The 17798-nt window shown below is 34.7% G+C and carries 9 protein-coding genes; 8 read left to right on the forward strand and 1 reads right to left on the reverse strand.

All coding sequences use genetic code 11. The annotated features are described in order from the left end of the window. Nucleotides 1–13: 13 nt before the first annotated feature. On the reverse strand, nucleotides 14–1171 hold the full coding sequence (locus tag ACYX4H_RS10575) for a hypothetical protein (protein ID WP_476236214.1): 1158 nt from the start codon (nucleotides 1169–1171) through the stop codon (nucleotides 14–16). Nucleotides 1172–1291: 120 nt separating this feature from the next. On the opposite strand from ACYX4H_RS10575, the gene uxaC reads away from it, so the two are divergent. The 8 genes from uxaC to ACYX4H_RS10615 all read left to right on the forward strand — a co-directional run bounded on the left by uxaC (nucleotide 1292) and on the right by ACYX4H_RS10615 (nucleotide 17791). Further along, on the forward strand, nucleotides 1292–2695 hold the full coding sequence (gene uxaC, locus ACYX4H_RS10580) for a glucuronate isomerase (RefSeq protein WP_476236215.1): 1404 nt from the start codon (nucleotides 1292–1294) through the stop codon (nucleotides 2693–2695). Nucleotides 2696–2727: 32 nt separating this feature from the next. Beyond that, entirely contained in the window at nucleotides 2728–5538 is a 2811-nt protein-coding gene (locus ACYX4H_RS10585; RefSeq protein ID WP_476236216.1) for a glycoside hydrolase family 2 TIM barrel-domain containing protein, read from the forward strand. A 78-nt stretch (nucleotides 5539–5616) separates the two neighbouring features. Then, complete coding sequence (locus tag ACYX4H_RS10590) at nucleotides 5617–8445, forward strand: glycoside hydrolase family 2 protein (protein WP_476236217.1); 2829 nt, start codon at nucleotides 5617–5619, stop codon at nucleotides 8443–8445. Nucleotides 8446–8452: 7 nt separating this feature from the next. Further along, nucleotides 8453–10294, forward strand: coding sequence for a sulfatase-like hydrolase/transferase (locus tag ACYX4H_RS10595; RefSeq protein WP_476236218.1), 1842 nt, complete (start codon nucleotides 8453–8455; stop codon nucleotides 10292–10294). Nucleotides 10295–10303: 9 nt separating this feature from the next. Next, nucleotides 10304–12340 (forward strand): right-handed parallel beta-helix repeat-containing protein, encoded by a 2037-nt coding sequence (locus tag ACYX4H_RS10600; RefSeq protein ID WP_476236219.1) that lies wholly within the window; start codon nucleotides 10304–10306, stop codon nucleotides 12338–12340. 7 nt (nucleotides 12341–12347) lie between these two features. Then, nucleotides 12348–13652, forward strand: a complete 1305-nt coding sequence (locus ACYX4H_RS10605) for a glycoside hydrolase family 117 protein (protein WP_476236220.1) — start codon at nucleotides 12348–12350, stop codon at nucleotides 13650–13652. A 4-nt stretch (nucleotides 13653–13656) separates the two neighbouring features. Beyond that, entirely contained in the window at nucleotides 13657–14418 is a 762-nt protein-coding gene (locus tag ACYX4H_RS10610; RefSeq protein WP_476236221.1) for a 3-keto-disaccharide hydrolase, read from the forward strand. A 169-nt stretch (nucleotides 14419–14587) separates the two neighbouring features. After that, on the forward strand, nucleotides 14588–17791 hold the full coding sequence (locus ACYX4H_RS10615; protein WP_476236222.1) for a glycoside hydrolase family 2 TIM barrel-domain containing protein: 3204 nt from the start codon (nucleotides 14588–14590) through the stop codon (nucleotides 17789–17791). Nucleotides 17792–17798: the final 7 nt, after the last annotated feature.

The following is a 17798-nucleotide window of genomic DNA, read 5'->3' on the forward strand; positions in this document are numbered from 1 at the left end:
GAAATTGTAATATTTAAAAAGGAACAACCGTGTTTAGCTTTAAACTCGTATTAGTTCTATCTTGTCCTTTTACCTCAAAAACAGCTGTAAAAAAAGCGTTGTTTTTGAGGTAATTATTATAAAATTTTTGAATACTATCTTTATTAGTAAAATACTCTAACGTAGCACTAACGCCAATATCATGCTGAGAGAAAAACACAAAATGCTCTGTGTTTCCGCTAGGGTATTTTGAAACAACAGCATATTCATGAGAAACATTAAAGGTGTTTAAATTGTAAATACTATCATTAAATTTTGGATGATCATGTAATTTTAATGTGGTATTGGAGATTTCAAAATAGGGATTAGCTTCATTAAAGAAATACAAGAATTGATTATCGTTCTTACTAGGTCCTACATAAATAGCATTGCCTTCTTTTATTTCTGAAGCTGAAGTTTGCGTTGAAAATCTAATAGAAAATGCTTTATCATAATTTTGAAAAAACGATTGCAGCTTTTGAGCAGATAATGCTGCCATTCTTGTAGAGTAGGAGTAATTGGCAGGCCTAATACTATCTCTTAAATTTGGGTTTTTATCAATAAAATTGTAAAAATCGTTGGTGTTATTAATTGAAAAATCTCTGGTCCAGCCATTGTTTTTGGTAATAGTTTTTCCTGTAACTCCAAAATGATCACCAATGTAAAGATTTGTTCCGAAATCTTGGGATAAAAAGGGTTTCCACATCTTTGGTTTAGATTCAGGTATACTTAGCTTAATTGAAATTATAACAAAAACCAATAAAAGCGCATAAGGTATAAGTGTTGGCCAATTAAGCTTTTTTAATATAGATTTACTGCGTTCAATTTTGTGAAAACTAACTTGATACTGCCCTTTATCTATATGTAAACGCCAAATATCATCAGCGCCTTCAGTGTCATAAAATTGGGTTATTTTTTTTCTAAGATTATGAACATTTACACGAACTCTGGGGTTACTTCTGTCTCCTGCATTTTCACTTTTAAAAAACTCAATATCAATGACGCTTTCCTTAAGGTGAATACCTTTTTCGGTAGCATTGTATAAGTATTGTAAAAGCGCACTACTTGTAGGAGCATTTTTAAAAGTTTTACTCTGTACAAGTTTTTTAACTATGCTATCTTTTTTATAGTCAGTCTTTTTTGAGGTTATCATTTTTCTACCTATGTCATACTTTAACCGTTATAGTTACCGTTAAAGTTGCGTTAAAGTTAATAAAATAGAGTCTTGTAATTACTTTTGGGAGAATGTTTTTTCAATTAATTACTAAGTAATATGAAAGCCTTTCTAGATGATAACTTTATTTTAGAAACAAAAACTGCTTGCAAACTCTTTCATGATTCTGCATCCGGTATGCCAATTATAGATTATCATTGTCACTTAATCCCGAAGCAAATTGCTGAGAATAAGAATTTTAATAATTTAACTGAACTTTGGTTATATGGTGACCATTATAAATGGAGAGCTATGAGAACCAACGGCGTATCTGAGAAGTATTGTACAGGAGATGCCAGTGATTGGGAAAAGTTTGAAAAATGGGCGCAAACAGTTCCGTACACTTTAAGAAATCCGTTATATCATTGGACACACATGGAGCTAAAGCTTTATTTTGGGTATGATGGTATTTTAAATGGAGATACTGCCAAAGAAGTTTGGGACTTGGCTAATGCAAAATTGCAAACAGATGCCTATCGTCCACAAGGATTATTAGAAATGATGAATGTTGAAGTAGTTTGTACCACAGATGACCCTACAGATGCTTTGGAATACCATATTCAGATAGCCGAGAGTGATTGTAATATTAAGGTATATCCAACCTGGAGACCAGACAAAGCCATGGCAGTTGAGGATGTTGAGGCGTTTAACGATTATATGGTGAAACTTTCTGAAGTTTCTGGTATTTACGTAAATTCGTTTGAGGACTTAATTAACGCTTTGAAGAAAAGACATGATTTTTTTGCTGAAGTAGGATGTAAATTGTCTGACCACGGGATTGAGGAGTTTTACGCTGAAGAATATGAACCAACCGAAATAAGAACAATATTTTTTAAGGTGCGGTCTGGAATACAATTAACTCCCGAGGAAATTCTAAAATTCAAATCGGCTATGATGTATGAGTTTGGAGTCATGGATCATGAAAAAGGCTGGGTACAACAATTTCATTACGGAGCAATTAGAAATAACAATACAAGACTGCTATCCAAATTAGGGCCAGATACTGGGTTTGACTCCATTCATGATGTGAATTCTGCCAGAGCCATGTCTAAATTTTTAAACGGTTTAGATACAGAAGACAAATTAGCCAAAACAATAATTTATAATTTAAACCCTGCTCATAATGATGTCGTGGCAACCATGATTGGTAATTTCCAAGACGGAAGCGTTCCAGGTAAAATGCAGTTTGGTTCTGGTTGGTGGTTTTTAGACCAGAAAACAGGTATGGAAAATCAAATGAATGCGTTATCTAATATGGGGTTATTGAGCAGGTTTGTTGGCATGCTAACAGATTCACGTTGTTTAATTTCTTATTCAAGACATGAATATTTTAGACGTATTTTATGTAATTTACTGGGCAATGATGTAGAAAGCGGTCTCATAAATAAGGACATGGATTTATTATCTAAAATGGTAAAGGATATCTGTTATTATAATGCCAAAAATTACTTCAACTTTAACTAAACAAAAAGATGCAGAGATTAAAACTAATTATAATGGCGTTAGTGCTTTTTGGGCAGCAATTAGCTTTTTCACAATCAGAAACTACTCAAATCCATTATTTATCAGGAACAGATAAAGATAATTTGGTGGAGTGGGATTTCTTTTGTTCAGACGGAAGACAAAGCGGTAAATGGACTAAAATTGGTGTGCCTTCTTGTTGGGAACAGCAAGGGTTTGGTACTTATAACTATGGTGCTGCTACCGGAAAATTAGAGTTATCTTCAGAACATGGGCTCTACAAGCACAAATTTAGTGTGCCTAAAGAATGGAAAAACAAGGACATTAAAATTGTTTTTGAAGGTGTAATGACAGATGCTGAAGTGAAGATAAATGGTAAAATAGCAGGTCCTATTCATCAAGGTGCATTTTACGAATTTAAGTATGACATTACTAAGTTATTAAAATATGGGGCTGAAAATGTACTGGAAGTAAAAGTGAATAAGATGTCCGCCAATGAATCCGTCAACCACGCTGAAAGAGGTGCTGATTTTTGGGTTTTTGGTGGAATTTATCGCCCTGTATATTTAACGGTTGCACCAAAGGATAATATTGATAGAATAGCAATTGATGCTAAAGCTGATGGACAAATTACAGCAGACATATTTATAGATTCCAAAAAAGCAAATGATATTCTAGTAGACCTTCTTGATTTAGGTGGGAATAAAATTCAAAATATCAAGATTGATAATGTAGCTAAAGAATCTGGTAAATGGCGAATTAGTGGAAAGGTTGATAATGTAAAAACATGGAATCCAGAATTTCCCAACCTTTATAAACTTCAAGTTTCGTTATTAGGTAAAAACAGAAAGGTGTTGCATCAAGTTGAAGAACGTATTGGTTTTAGAACCGTTGAAGTTTTAGAAGGCGATGGGATTTATGTTAATGGCGAAAGAATAAAATTTAAAGGTGTTAACAGGCATGCATTTCACCCAGCATCAGGAAGAACCACATCTAAAAAGATTAGTATTGAACATGTTGAATTGATGAAAGACATGAACATGAATGCGGTTCGTATGTCACATTACCCACCAGATGTTCATTTTTTAGAGGTTTGTGACTCACTCGGGTTATTTGTTATCGATGAAATTTGTACATGGCATAATCCAATGTTAGACACTAAAGTGGCAAGAAAAATTGTAAAGGAAACTGTGGTTCGTGATGTAAATCATCCATCAATATTAATGTGGGGAAATGGAAACGAACAAGGCTGGAATCCCGAAGTAGATGATGATTTTGCTAAATGGGATATTCAAAAGCGAGAAGTAATTCATCCATGGAGCATTTACAAAAAGACCAACACTATTCACTACAGTCATTATCATTCTTTAATTAATGATTCGTATTCAAAGGAAAAAATACTATTTCCAACCGAATTTCTTCATGGTGTTTATGACGGCGGACATGGAGCAGGACTTGAAGATTATTGGTTAAGAATGTGGAATTTACCATTAAGTGCAGGTGGATTTCTATGGGATTTTGCCGATGAAGGCCTTGAAAGAACCGATAGAAATAATGAAATTGATTTACAAGGAAATAAAGCCAATGATGGTATAGTTGGCCCATATTTAGAAAAGGAAGCAAGTTACTTTACTATTAAAGAAATATGGTCGCCAGTATTCATAGAAGATAGATTTATAAAAGATGATTTTAATGGCATTTTCAGAATAGAAAACCGCTATCATTACACTAATTTAAATCAAATTTCTATGACTGCTAAATGGGTGAAGTTTGATGGACCGAAAGGTGATTCTCAATCTAAAATAATTTCAGAAAGTAAAATAGAATTACCAAATTTATCACCTGGAGGAAAAGGAAAGTTCTACGTTGAAAAACCATCAAATTGGAAATCGGCTGATGCTCTGCATCTTACCGCTGTTGATGTTTACGGAAAAGAAATTTTCACATGGTCTTACCCAGTATCTACACCCAAAGAAGTTAGTCGTCCGCTAGTTTCTTATTCTGGAAATGGAGACATTAAAACAGAAACAAAAGACCAAAAAATAACGGTTGAAGCTAATGGTATGTCTTATGTTTTTTCAAAAGAAACAGGAATGTTGTTGGAGGTGAAAAAGGGTGACAAGTTAATTCCGTTAAACAACGGACCAATCATTTTAAAACAAAAAGCAAAGATTGAAAGCATAACCGTTACACCTTTAAAAGATAAAGTTGAAATATTGACCATTTTTGAAAAAACCGACAAATCTCCAGGTTGGTCAACGGTTAAAGAATATGCTTCAGATATCATTAAATGGACAATCCATCCAAACGGTTTGTTAGATTTAAGAGTAGAATTTAAAGGTTATAGAAACTTAAAAGGCTACAGAGGTATCACATTCTCATTCCCAGAAGATGAAGTTTCGGGTATGAAATGGCTTGGAGATGGTCCATACCGTGTTTGGAGAAATAGAATGAAAGGCACACGTTTTCAAGTTTGGGAAAACGATTATAATAATACCGTAACAGGAGAAGTTGGTGAATACCAATTTGTGTACCCAGAGTTTAAAGGTTTCTTTTCAAGTTTGTACTGGTGTGAAGTTAAGGGTAACAATAACAACGGATTTACAGTATACTGCAGAACACCGCACACCTATTTAAGGATGTTAACACCACAAGAACCTAAGAAAAACAAAAAGGGAAAAACGCATCCAACCTTTCCAGAGGGAGATATCTCATTTGTTATGAACGTTCCTGGAATTGGCACCAAATTTCAAAAACCAGAAAGTATGGGGCCACAAGGAAATCCAGAACATTATTTTGGAAATGATGATGAGCCAATAGTTATAGATTTAACTTTTGAGTTTTAATATAACAAAAACGTAGTTGTGTCATACTGAACCCGTTTCAGCATCTCATAAAAACAAACCGCTTAAACTAAACCACCAATGAGACTATTTAAAACATTACTTTGCTTTTCTCTGTTGTTCTTCGGAAATAACATCGTTGCAAATGCCCAAAATCAAACCCAAATAAAATACTTGTCTGGAACAGATAAAGACAACACCGTAGAATGGGATTTTTACTGTTCAGAAGGTATGCAAAGTGGTAAGTGGACCAAAATAGGAGTGCCTTCATGCTGGGAATTACAAGGTTTTGGAAATTATAATTATGGGCGCGATTATAAAATACCAAAGGAATACCATAAGGAGTATGGGCTTTACAAACATAAATTCAATATTCCTGAAGATTGGAAAGGCAAGGAAATAAAAATTGTGTTTGAAGGGGTTATGACTGATGCCGAAGTGAAAATAAATGGCAAATTAGCAGGCGCAAAACATCAAGGGGCTTTTTATGAGTTCAAATACAATATTACCAAACTTCTAAAGTACGGTACAGAAAACTTAATAGAAGTTAAGGTAGATAAATGGTCTTCTAATGCCTCTATTAATTCAGCAGAACGCAATACAGATTTCTGGATTTTCGGTGGTATTTATCGCCCCGTTTATTTAGAAGTTTTACCAAAAGCACATATAGAGCGCGTTGCTATTGATGCTAAAGCTAATGGCAATATTACAGCCGAAGTTTATACCTCATCAAAGAAAGCAACATCAGTACAAATAAAACTTGCAGACTTAAGAGGGAATAAGATTCAAGACTTAAATGCCAACATTAATAAGCAGGAAGGTAAGTTGACACTTTCAGCGAAAGCTACCAATATAAAAACATGGAATGCTGAAAAACCAAATTTATACCAACTTCAAATTGATTTGCTAGATAAAAAGGGAAATCCGTTACACTCAATTTCTAAACGAATAGGCTTCCGAACGGTTGAAATAAGAGAAAGTGATGGCATTTATGTAAACGGCAATAAAATTAAATTTAAAGGCGTTAACAGACATAGTTTTCATCCAGAATCTGGCCGTACAACATCAAAAGCATTGAGTATTGAGCATGTAAAGATGATGAAGGACATGAACATGAATGCCGTGAGAATGTCGCATTACCCGCCCGATGTACATTTTTTAGATGTTTGTGATTCTTTAGGACTTTTTGTTATTGACGAACTATGTACATGGCATACTCCTTATTTAGATACTACAGTTGGTAAAAAGTTGATTAAAGAAATGATTGTGCGTGATGTAAATCATCCATCAATTTTAATTTGGGCAAATGGCAATGAAACAGGATGGAACCTGAAACTAGATAACGAATTTCCAAAATGGGACATTCAACAGCGTGAAGTGATACATCCTTGGAATTCTTTCAGAAAAATCAATACTATGCATTATCCGGATTACTACAAGTTTGCTTTTGATGCACCAGTAAAGGATAAAATCTACTTTCCAACAGAATTTTTACACGGTTTATATGACGGAGGACATGGTTCTAGTTTAGACGATTATTGGAAACAGATGTGGCATTCTCCACTTGCCGCAGGAGGTTTTCTCTGGGATTTCGCAGATGAAGGTGTAGTTAGAACTGATAAAGGAGGCATTATTGATGTAGATGGCAATCATGCGCCAGATGGTATTGTTGGACCATACGGCGAAAAAGAAGGAAGCTATTTTACCATTAAAGAAATATGGTCACCTATTTACATTGCTGATAGGTATATAAGAGATGATTTTTCTGGAGTATTTCAAGTAGAAAATCGCTATCATTTCACCAATTTAAACGCGTGTAAAATGATTGCAAAATGGGTGAATTTCAATGGGCCTAATGGAACTGCTGATGTAAAAGTTCTTTCGGAAAATAATGTGGAACTTCCTGATTTATCACCAGGAGTAAAAGGAGAATTTACTGTAAAAAAACCAGACAATTGGAAAGAGGCAGATGCCTTATTTTTAACAGCTATAGATATTCATGGCATGGAAATTTTTACTTGGTCTTATCCTGTAAAAACAGCTAAACAGATTAATGAAAATCATTTAGATTTCACAAGTTCTGGAAGTATTAAAACACAAAAATCAAATGAAATAATAACCGTTAGAGCTAATGGCGTTGGGTTTAAATTCTCAAATAAAACAGGATTATTAAAAGAAGTTTTGAAGAACGGATCTCTAATTCCTTTAAAAGATGGTCCAGTGCTCTTGGGGAATAAAACAGATTTTGAAAATGTGGTGGTAAATACTTTTGAAGATAAAGTAGAGATTATTGGTTTGTTTAAGAAAAGAAAGAAATACTACGATTGGAAAGAAAATAATGAAATGACTCAAGATTTCTTCAAATGGACTATATACCCTAGCGGATTACTCGATTTAAAAGTTGAATTAAGAAATCAAAAAATTGTAGAAGACTATATGGGAATTACCTTTTCTTTCCCCGAAGATGATGTTAAAGGCATGAAGTGGTTGGGTGATGGCCCTTACCGTGTTTGGCGTAACCGTATGAAGGGAACAAGATTTCAGGTTTGGGAAAACAATTATAATAATACTATAACAGGAGAGTCAGGGTGGGTGTATCCTGAGTTTAAAGGGTTTTTCTCTAGTTTAAATTGGATGAGGTTGTATAGTAAAAGTAGAAATGGGTTTACCGTGTATTGTCATTCCGATTTAATATTTTTAAGAATGCTTACACCCGATCAACCGGCAGAACCTAAACAAGGTGCAACGGTGCGTAATTTTCCAAAAGGAGATATTTCATTTGTAAAAAACATACCAGCTATGGGTACCAAGTTTATGCCAGCTAGTTCGTCTGGGCCTCAAGGTAGTGTAAAGCACTATTTTGGTAATGTAGATGAGCCAATAACAATTAATTTAACCTTTCAATTTTAAAAAAAACATGCAACTAAACTATTCTAAATTTACATTTTACAGCTTCTTTTTGCTAAGTATTGCGGTATTTGGTCAAAAACAAAAAACGAGTCAGCAACCCAATATCCTTTTTGTACTAACTGATGATCAAAGGTATGACTCGGTAAAAACATTCAATATGGCAATAGATGGTCAAGAGATGAGCAAGCTTGGTTATATTGAATCTCCTGAAGTTGATAAACTTGCAGCCCAAGGCACCACATTTATAAATACCTATTGTCAGGCAACAGGATGCGCACCTTCAAGAGCTACTATGCACCAAGGGCGTTACCCATTTAGGTCTGGGGTGTATGAATTTGAATGGCATAATAATGCCGCAAAACATATGAAACCTTCATTGCCAGAACAATTGGCAACTTTAGGATATCAAACATTCCATGTAGGTAAATTAGGATATCGCCTAAAAGGGCTTACACCAGATGGAAAAACTAAAAAACACGATGTATATCAAACCGATATAGATTTTAGACGTTTAGGCTACGAAGGTTTAACTGATTATTCTTATGGCGGATTTAAAAAAATTGATGGTAAACCTTTAGATTCATACGTTAACAATATTGGGTTTTTTGTAACTCCTGATGGGAAGTTTGAATATGTTTCAAAAGATTTAGTTACACAGCGAAGTGAATATAAAAACGTTGCCGCAGAAGTAACTAAGAAATACGATTTGTTAAGACATTATAAAAAAGGTCAAAAAGAATCTATTTACAAAGGCATGATAATTTCAGGAGTAAGTCCGCAACCTGCGGGGAAAACTAGAGATGGGTATTATGCACATTTTTTAAATGAGTACTTAATTAATGAAAACAAACAGTTTAATGCTGGTTCAATGAAATTTCAAGGTGTAGATCCTTCAAAACCAGTGTTTGCGCATGTTGGTTTCGATTTTCCGCATACACCAGTACTACCTCCAGCAGATTACAGAGAGCGTTTTCAAAAGCATACTTATAAAATACCTGAGTTTAGTGAAGCTGAATTAGCTTCAATGTCTCAGCAAATGAAAAAAATAACAGGTAATAAACCATCCTATCATTTTTCAGAAGAAGAAAAACAAAAAATGATTCAGGATTATTATGCGTTTTGTGCTTACGGTGATCGCCTTGTAGGTAAAACAGCAAAAGACTTTGTTGCTTACAGTGAAAAACACAATCAACCTTGGATGATAATTTACGTTTGTGGAGATCATGGTTGGAAACTTAATGAGCACGGTGCAATTTCTAAATTTACCCCTTGGGAATGGGATAGCCACAACCCAATTATTGTAGTGTCTTCAGATAAAAAGAAATTTCCAGCAGGGAAAATTGTTACAGAATTTACAGAGTTTGTTGATATAGCTCCTACGGCTTTAGGCGCTGCCGGAGTTAACCTTAAAGATACAGATTTTGATTATTTAGATGGCTTAGATTTAGCAGAAGTAGTATCAAAAGAAGCACCAATTAGAGATTATATTGTTGGAGAATCACATGCTGTAACTGGTGCTAGAGCTTATATACGAACTAAAGATTATGTGTTGTCTTTAAAAACAAGACCATCACGTAAAGAAGGTGAAAACATGCAATGGGCATTAACCGCTTCATGGGAAGATTTAGATCCAGCATTATATGACTTTAAAAAAGATCCTGCTGAAATTAACAATGTAGCTTTTGATAAAAAATACAAGAAAATAGCAGAGAAAATGAAAGATAAACTCTTAAATATTGTTTTAGGAGATAATCGTGTAGAAGTTAATTGGGAAAAATGGGGAACGGGCACTAAAACCTATCATAGTAATTTTGCACCAGGGGCTCATGATTATAAACTAAAATTATAGATCCAAAACATGAAAGCAATATTTCAATTTTTATTTATAATAGGAGTATCTTTTTCTGTTTTTGCTAAAGATTATCATGTAGATGCCAGTAATGCTAAAGCAGGTAATGGTTCTAAAGAAAACCCTTTTAAAACAATAGCCCAAGCAGCCAAAATATTAAAAGCTGGTGATGTTTGTTACATACATGCGGGAGTTTATAGAGAACAGATTGCACCCCAAAACTCGGGCACAAAAAAGAACCCCATAATATATACTAATTATAAAAATGATGTTGTAATTATTACGGCAACCGAAAACGTTACAGCTTGGGAACAACACCAAGATAATATATACAAAGCCCAAAATGTAGAGATGGCTTTAGGCGATGGTAACAACGTTTACTTTAACAATAAAAAAATGCAAATTGCACGTTGGCCTAATGATAGTGATGATAATGAATATTCATTAGATGCCAAGTTTATTGATATAACCAAAGGAACTTGGTCAATGTCTTATATAAGTAATAATGAAATTCCTGATTTCGATTGGACGGGAGGCATCATTCATTATTTAGGAGCGCATAGCGGATGTAGTTGGGAACGCACTATTACAGATTACGATAAAAGTTTGCACAGGGTACATTTTGAATCCTTACCCAATAAGTGGCCTTTCGGAAAAACGCATAGTCCGCAACGTTTTGAAAACGGTCATAGAGGAATGTTTTATTTAATGGATAAGTTAGAAGCACTTGATGCGCCAAATGAATGGTACTATGATAAAGTGTCTAAAACACTCTATTTCTATGCACCTGAAGGTAAAAACCCTAATAAGAGTTTAGTTGAGGTGGCAGTTAGAAAAAACACAGTGAATATCAAAGGAAATAATGTTCATTTAAAAGGCTTAAACTTTTTTGGAGGCATGATTACTATTGATGGCAATGGCAATAAGGTTGTGAATTGCATGGTAAAACACGGTGCTGAAAGGTTGGTAACCAATTTAAATGGAGCAGCAGTTTCAGATGCCGCTATTCAAGTCAAGAGAGGTAGTGGCAATGTCATAGAAAGATGTGTTTTAGAAAATGGCTCAGTAAACGGCATTGTGTTAGCGAGAGATACCGAAGATACTCGAGTAGAAAACTGCATCGTTCAAAATTTCAATACTATTGGTATTCATGCTTGTTTATTGAGCAGCCAAGGTGAAAGAAATAGAATTATTAGAAATTCCTTTTATGGTTCTGCACGCGATGGCGTAAAGGTAACAGGTGATGATAGTGAATTCGCATATAATCACGTTCAAAAGTGTTTAATTTCTGGAGCTGATGGCGGATTATTTTATGTAACAGGAAGAAGTATTCCTAAAAACATAGAGTTACATCATAATTGGTTTCACGATGCCCATGCCGATGATAATCATGCTGGTAAAAAGGCAACAGGCATCTATTTAGATAATAATGCTGCCGGATATATTGTTCACCATAATGTGGTTTGGGATGTAGAATGGGCTGGGTTACATTTTAACTGGGACGCCATTCAAAATGAAATATATAACAATACTTTTTGGAATGTTGGTCCTCCAAATGAAGCCTTAATAAATTCTTGGGTCCCTAAACGTAATGATCATCAAACCAATGTGAAAGATAATACGCTTTATAACAATATTTCAGATGTGCGTCCTTGGTGGGATTCAGGAAACGGTAAGCATTACAGAGTTGATGAAAAAGAATTTAAAGGAAAAGATGCAGATAATATTTTTAGCAATAACGAGCAGTTTACCGCAATTCCTTTTAGTACAGAAAAACACACACTTTTTATGCCTTTAGAAAATGCAAAGTTAATTGACAAAGGAAGAAAAATTGGCAAAATAACTAAAGGATACAAAGGTAAATCACCAGATTTAGGTGCTTATGAATATGGCGGTAAATATTGGAAAGCAGGTGTAAATTGGGAGCCAAATAATTTTGCTTGGAAAGTTAGTAAAGGTTATTTAAATGTTGGAATTCCTTCAATAAAAAATAACCAATATGAAGGAAAGACCAGTAAAACAGTTAAAGAACTACAACTAAACTAAAAGCAAAATGAAAAACAAAATTTTATTAATATTAGTTTGTTTTATGTTTTTCTCATGTGAAAATAGTGTGGAAAGCAAGCAAAATATAAATGAAGGTGAAGAATTAAACTCTAAAGACGAGTTTCCTTTTTTTATTCCTGAGGAAAAACCTAAACGCCCTTTAAGTAAAGCTGTAGAACGTAATTACGATGCTTACGAATCTATTCGTCCTGAACAGAATGAATTATATTCGCAATTTAAATACACTAAATTAAAAGGGTTTGATTACAACGGCGGAGATGGAACAGTTACCCGAAGAGACCCTTCTAAAGTTATTTTTGAAAACGGAAAATATTACGTGTGGTATACAGGAAGAAAATCGCCAGTTAAACCTGTGGGAATGTCTAGAGCTAAAGAAGCAACCGATGTGATACCTTCAGCAGATTGGGATTTAGCCGATATCTGGTATGCCACTTCCGAAGATGGTTTTACTTGGGAAGAACAGGGTATTGCAGTGCCTCGTCCGCCTAAACCACAACCTGGTTGGCGCTCTGTAACTACTACAGATATTTTAAAATTTAAAGGGAAGTATTATTTGTATTTCCAAGCCTTTATGGAGGCTAGTGGATTACGAGGAGACTTTTGTCCGGTTTCGGTAGCTTGGGCAGATTCGCCAGATGGTCCTTGGCATCATACAGGAAAAGTGGTATTGCCTAACGGACCAGAGGGGTCTTGGGATCAATATTCAATCCACGATCCGTATCCGTTAGTTCACAATGGTAAAATTTATTTATACTACAAAGGTGATTTTGATAAACGACCAGAACTAAAACCATCAAAAATTCGTATGCAAGGTTTAGCAATTGCTGAAGATCCATTGGGGCCTTTTGAAAAACATCCATTAAATCCGGTTATTAATTCTGGCCACGAAACCACATTGTTTCCTTTTAGAGAAGGCGTGGCTGCTATTGTGCAACGTGACGGACAAGAGCATAACACTATTCAGTATGCCGAAGATTGGGTAAATTTTGAAATTGCTTCTATTTCAGAATTATTGCCATTAGCTGCAGGACCTTACGTTCCAGATGCTTTTACCGATAACAAAGATGGACGGGGTATTACTTGGGGAATTTCACATTTTATCAATGCCGATGGTAATTGGAATCATACTGTATTAACACGTTTTGATTGCGATTTAAGTTTAGATGTTCATGATGAAGAAATGAAAAAACATTACTATACATATCCACAAGATTTCTATTATAAAAAACATGGTTTAAGCGCTAAGCAAAAGAAGAGAATTCAAAAGGAAAACAAAGAAATGGTAAAATAGCGCTATGAGAAGAATTAGAAATATTGTCAATATAATAGTTCTTGTATTATGTTCGTGCTACTTGCTTGAAGCTCAAAACACATATCCTGTGTTGCCTAACGGTTGGCATGTACATGACGAGCAAAGACCTATTCCAGAGAAGGTAACTCCAGGGAAAACAGACTCGCAAGCACCTTCTGATGCCATTGTGTTATTTGATGGGAAAGATTTTAGTCAATGGGAAAGTATCGATAGCACTTCTATAGATTGGAAACTTGAAGATGGTTATATGGAAGTAGTTCCAAAAACCGGAAGTATTCAAACAAAAAAAACTTTTGGAGATATCCAGTTACATTTAGAATGGTCAATTCCGTCTTCGGCATTTGCAAAAGGACAAAAAAAAGCTATTGGCGGCGTCTTTTTAATGGGCTTGTACAAAATTCAAATAGCTCATTATCTTGAAAAAACTTACGCCGATGGTATTGAAGGCGCCATTTACGGTCAAAATCCTCCATTGGTAAATGCCTCAAAAGAAATAGGAGAGTGGCAATCTTATGATATCATTTTTAAAGCACCAGTTTTTGAAAATGACAAACTCGTATCACCAGCTTATTGTACCATTTTGCAAAATGGTGTGTTGATTCAAAACCATACTGAAATCTATGGTCCGGCGGCTTATAAGGCAACAATCCCTTATAAATCCCACCCAAGTAAATTACCTATTATGTTACAAGATCATAAATGTGACGTACGTTTCAGAAATATTTGGGTTAGGCAACTTAATTAGAGTTGAAATTGACAATATTATTTAACAAGGAAATAAATTACTGTTAAGTTTAAAACTTTTGATTTAAAGAGGGAAAAAATAATTTAAAAGACATTAAAGAACTTTGAATTCACAATGTATATTAAAATACAGTTATAAATACTTTAAATTTAGAAGAAACCAACAAACAATGATAAATAAAACAAAATTTATAAAACATGTACTTTTTACTTTAATTAGTACGCTTTTAGTACAAAATAGTTCAGCACAAGAATTCTGGAAAGATAAACAGGTGTATACCGTTGGTACGGAACCTCATGCCGCTACACATTATATATTTCCAGATGCCTCATCAGCGTTAAAAGGTAATTATAAAGCTTCGCCTTATTTCCAAAATATAGCAGGTGATTGGAAATTCAATTGGGTTGAAAAAGTTGCTGACAAACCCAAAGATTTTCATTTACCAACATATAATGTGGACAACTGGAAAACCATTCCTGTACCTTCATGTTGGGAACGCCAAGGATACGGAGTACCATCTCATCGTGGTTTAGGGATGTTGGTAAGAGCGGAAAAGATTAAGATTCCGGATGTTCCAGAAGATAATCCTGTGGGAAGTTATAGAACCACTTTTGAAATTCCTGAAAACTGGAAAGACCGAGAAACCTTATTACATTTTAATGGTGTTTCAAGTGCGTTTTATCTTTGGATTAATGGTGAGTTAGTAGGATATGACGAAGACTCCATGACCAGTTCTGTATTCAATATCACACCTTATTTAAAAGAAGGTAAAAATACTCTTGCGGTACAAGTATATCGTTGGACGACAGGTAGTTATTTTGAATCTGGAGATACTTGGACATTTAGTGGAATATTTAGAGATGTATATCTTCAAAGTCGTCCTAATGTTAGAATTCGTGATTTTTTCTTCACCTCAGATTTGGATGAAAACTATAAGGATGCTGAATTGAATGCTAAAATTAAAGTTTTTAATAATAGTGAGGTTGTTGCAAAAAATTATCAAGTAACTATTGATGTGTATGATGATACAGGAAACCTAATTTCAGAATCTGGAAAGAAAAGTCCAAAGTTAGGTTGGCGTATGGGGAATTTAGGCGCAGAAAGTATTTTGGAATATTCTACTAAGATTGAAAATCCAAAGCTATGGTCGGCAGAATTTCCTAATCTGTACACTATTGTCATGACGCTTAAAGATGGTGACGGAAACATTAAGGAAGTTACAAGAACACCATTTGGTTTCCGTGAAGTAGAAATGAAAGATTTACAAGTACACATCAACGGGAAGCCCATAAAAATAAAAGGAGCCAACCGTGGTGAATCGCATCCAGAAACTGGAAAAACCTTATCTGAAGAATCCATGATTCAGGATATTTTGTTGATGAAGCAAAACAATTTTAATGCGGTACGTTCTAGTCATCACCCCAATGATCCAAGGTGGTACGCCTTGTGTGATAAATACGGATTATATGTAATGGACGAGGCTCTAGAATCACCAGATTATTTCATTCGTGGAAACGGATTGCCAGGTAGTGATATGAGTTGGATGGCAACAGCATTAGATAGAGCGGTAGCTATGGTAGAACGCGCAAAAAACCATCCTTCAATTATTTTTTGGTCTTTAGGAAATGAATCTGGTTTTGGGCAAAATTTCGCTTTAATGAGTGATTATATCCGTCGTTTTGACCCATCACGATTGATTTCTTACGATGGTAGGGAAACCGATTGTTGGGCACAAAAAGACTATTTTGATATGAATAGCTCTATGTACCCTTTTATTGAGGATGATGAAAAACAAAAGCATTGGAAATTATTGAGTTTTTGGGCAGAACCTAAATATAACAAACCTTACATCATGATTGAATATGCCCATGCACAAGGTAATTCGTTAGGTAATTTTGCAGAGTATTGGCGTGTGATAGAAAAAAATCCATCTTTTATTGGAGGATATATTTGGGATTGGGTGAATCAAACGTATAATACCAAAATGCCAGATGGTCGTGTACGTCAAAGTCAGAGGCTAGATTATCATCCAGTGGACAGTCTTTCGGTAGATGGCGATTTTTCCGAAGTTATAAAATTAGATAATGAGTGTGCTAAAGGAGCTGTGTTTGCAGACCGAACGCCAAAGCCAGCTATGGAAGAAATGAAAAAGGCGCAACAATACATTGGAATTAGTGCGGTTGAAAATCAGAAGTACGTATATCAGATAAAAAATAAATATTATTTCACCAATCTTAATGCTTTCGTTGGAAGCTGGAAGTTGTTAAAAAATGGTATGGCCATTAAAGAAGGTAATATTCCAGAATTAAATGTAGCTCCGGGAGCATCAACTGAAATTACGTTGAAACTTCCAAAGTTGGATGCCGAATCTGAATATACTTTGAATTTTAGCTACAGACTAAAAGAAGATAAGTTGTGGGCAAAAGCTGGCTTTGAGGTGGCAAAAGAAGAAATCATACTTCAAAAGTGGACGCCTACTGAAAATGAAGCTTCGGACACTGTATCGGTTTCAGAAACAGATAATACATTCATAGCCTCTGGTAAAAACTTCAATATAAGTATTGATAAAAAAGAAGGAGTCATCACTTCAATTGTATCAAACAAAAGGGAATTAATTGCTCAAAATGGTACTATAAAAGGCCCTTCTTTAAATGTGTATCGTTCACCAACCGAGAATGATAAGCCTTATAAACAACCTTGGAAAGATGCAAAATTGAAAGACTTAGAATATAAGGTGCTTTCAGTTAATTCAAAACAAATAAATACATCTTTAGCTTCTATTACTGTGGTTAGAGAATTCAAATCAGATTCCGGAAGTATAAAGCACGAATGTGTTTATGATATTAGCGGACAAGGTAAAATTACATTAAACAATAAGATAACACCTTCAGGTTTCAAAAGTTTAGAAACCTTACCAAGAATTGGACTAAAATTAGGCCTTACACAAGGGCTTGAAGACGTAAAATGGTATGGCCGTGGTCCTCAGGAAAACTATCCAGACCGTAATGAATCTGCTTTTATAGGGAATTATAAATCTACAGTTTCTAATTTGTTTGTGCCTTATTTATATCCGCAAGAAAATGGAGCGCGTTCAGATGTACGTTCTTTAGAAATAGCGTTTAAAAATCAAGAGAAATCAGCTTTAAAAGTAACCTCAAATAAGCCTTTTGTGTTCTCTGCATTGCATTATGATGCTACTGATTTAGATAGAGCCATTCGTCCGCAATTCTTAAAAGAACGAAAAGAAACCATTTTATGTATAGATGCTGAAATGTTAGGTTTAGGAAATGCCAGTTGTGGCCCAAAGCCTATGAAGCAGTATTTAGTGCCAGTAAAACCATATGAATTTAGTTTTACATTGAGTTTTAAATAAAATAAGA

Source organism: Seonamhaeicola sp. ABD4_340 (genome assembly GCF_056312135.1).

Excerpts from the sequence above, each read along its gene's own strand:
- ACYX4H_RS10575 (WP_476236214.1), bottom strand. The coding sequence starts at position 1,171 with ATGATAACCTCAAAAAAGACTGACTATAAAAAAGATAGCATAGTTAAA.
- uxaC (WP_476236215.1), top strand. The coding sequence starts at position 1,292 with ATGAAAGCCTTTCTAGATGATAACTTTATTTTAGAAACAAAAACTGCT.
- ACYX4H_RS10585 (WP_476236216.1), top strand. The coding sequence starts at position 2,728 with ATGGCGTTAGTGCTTTTTGGGCAGCAATTAGCTTTTTCACAATCAGAA.
- ACYX4H_RS10590 (WP_476236217.1), top strand. The coding sequence starts at position 5,617 with ATGAGACTATTTAAAACATTACTTTGCTTTTCTCTGTTGTTCTTCGGA.
- ACYX4H_RS10595 (WP_476236218.1), top strand. The coding sequence starts at position 8,453 with ATGCAACTAAACTATTCTAAATTTACATTTTACAGCTTCTTTTTGCTA.
- ACYX4H_RS10600 (WP_476236219.1), top strand. The coding sequence starts at position 10,304 with ATGAAAGCAATATTTCAATTTTTATTTATAATAGGAGTATCTTTTTCT.
- ACYX4H_RS10605 (WP_476236220.1), top strand. The coding sequence starts at position 12,348 with ATGAAAAACAAAATTTTATTAATATTAGTTTGTTTTATGTTTTTCTCA.
- ACYX4H_RS10610 (WP_476236221.1), top strand. The coding sequence starts at position 13,657 with ATGAGAAGAATTAGAAATATTGTCAATATAATAGTTCTTGTATTATGT.
- ACYX4H_RS10615 (WP_476236222.1), top strand. The coding sequence starts at position 14,588 with ATGATAAATAAAACAAAATTTATAAAACATGTACTTTTTACTTTAATT.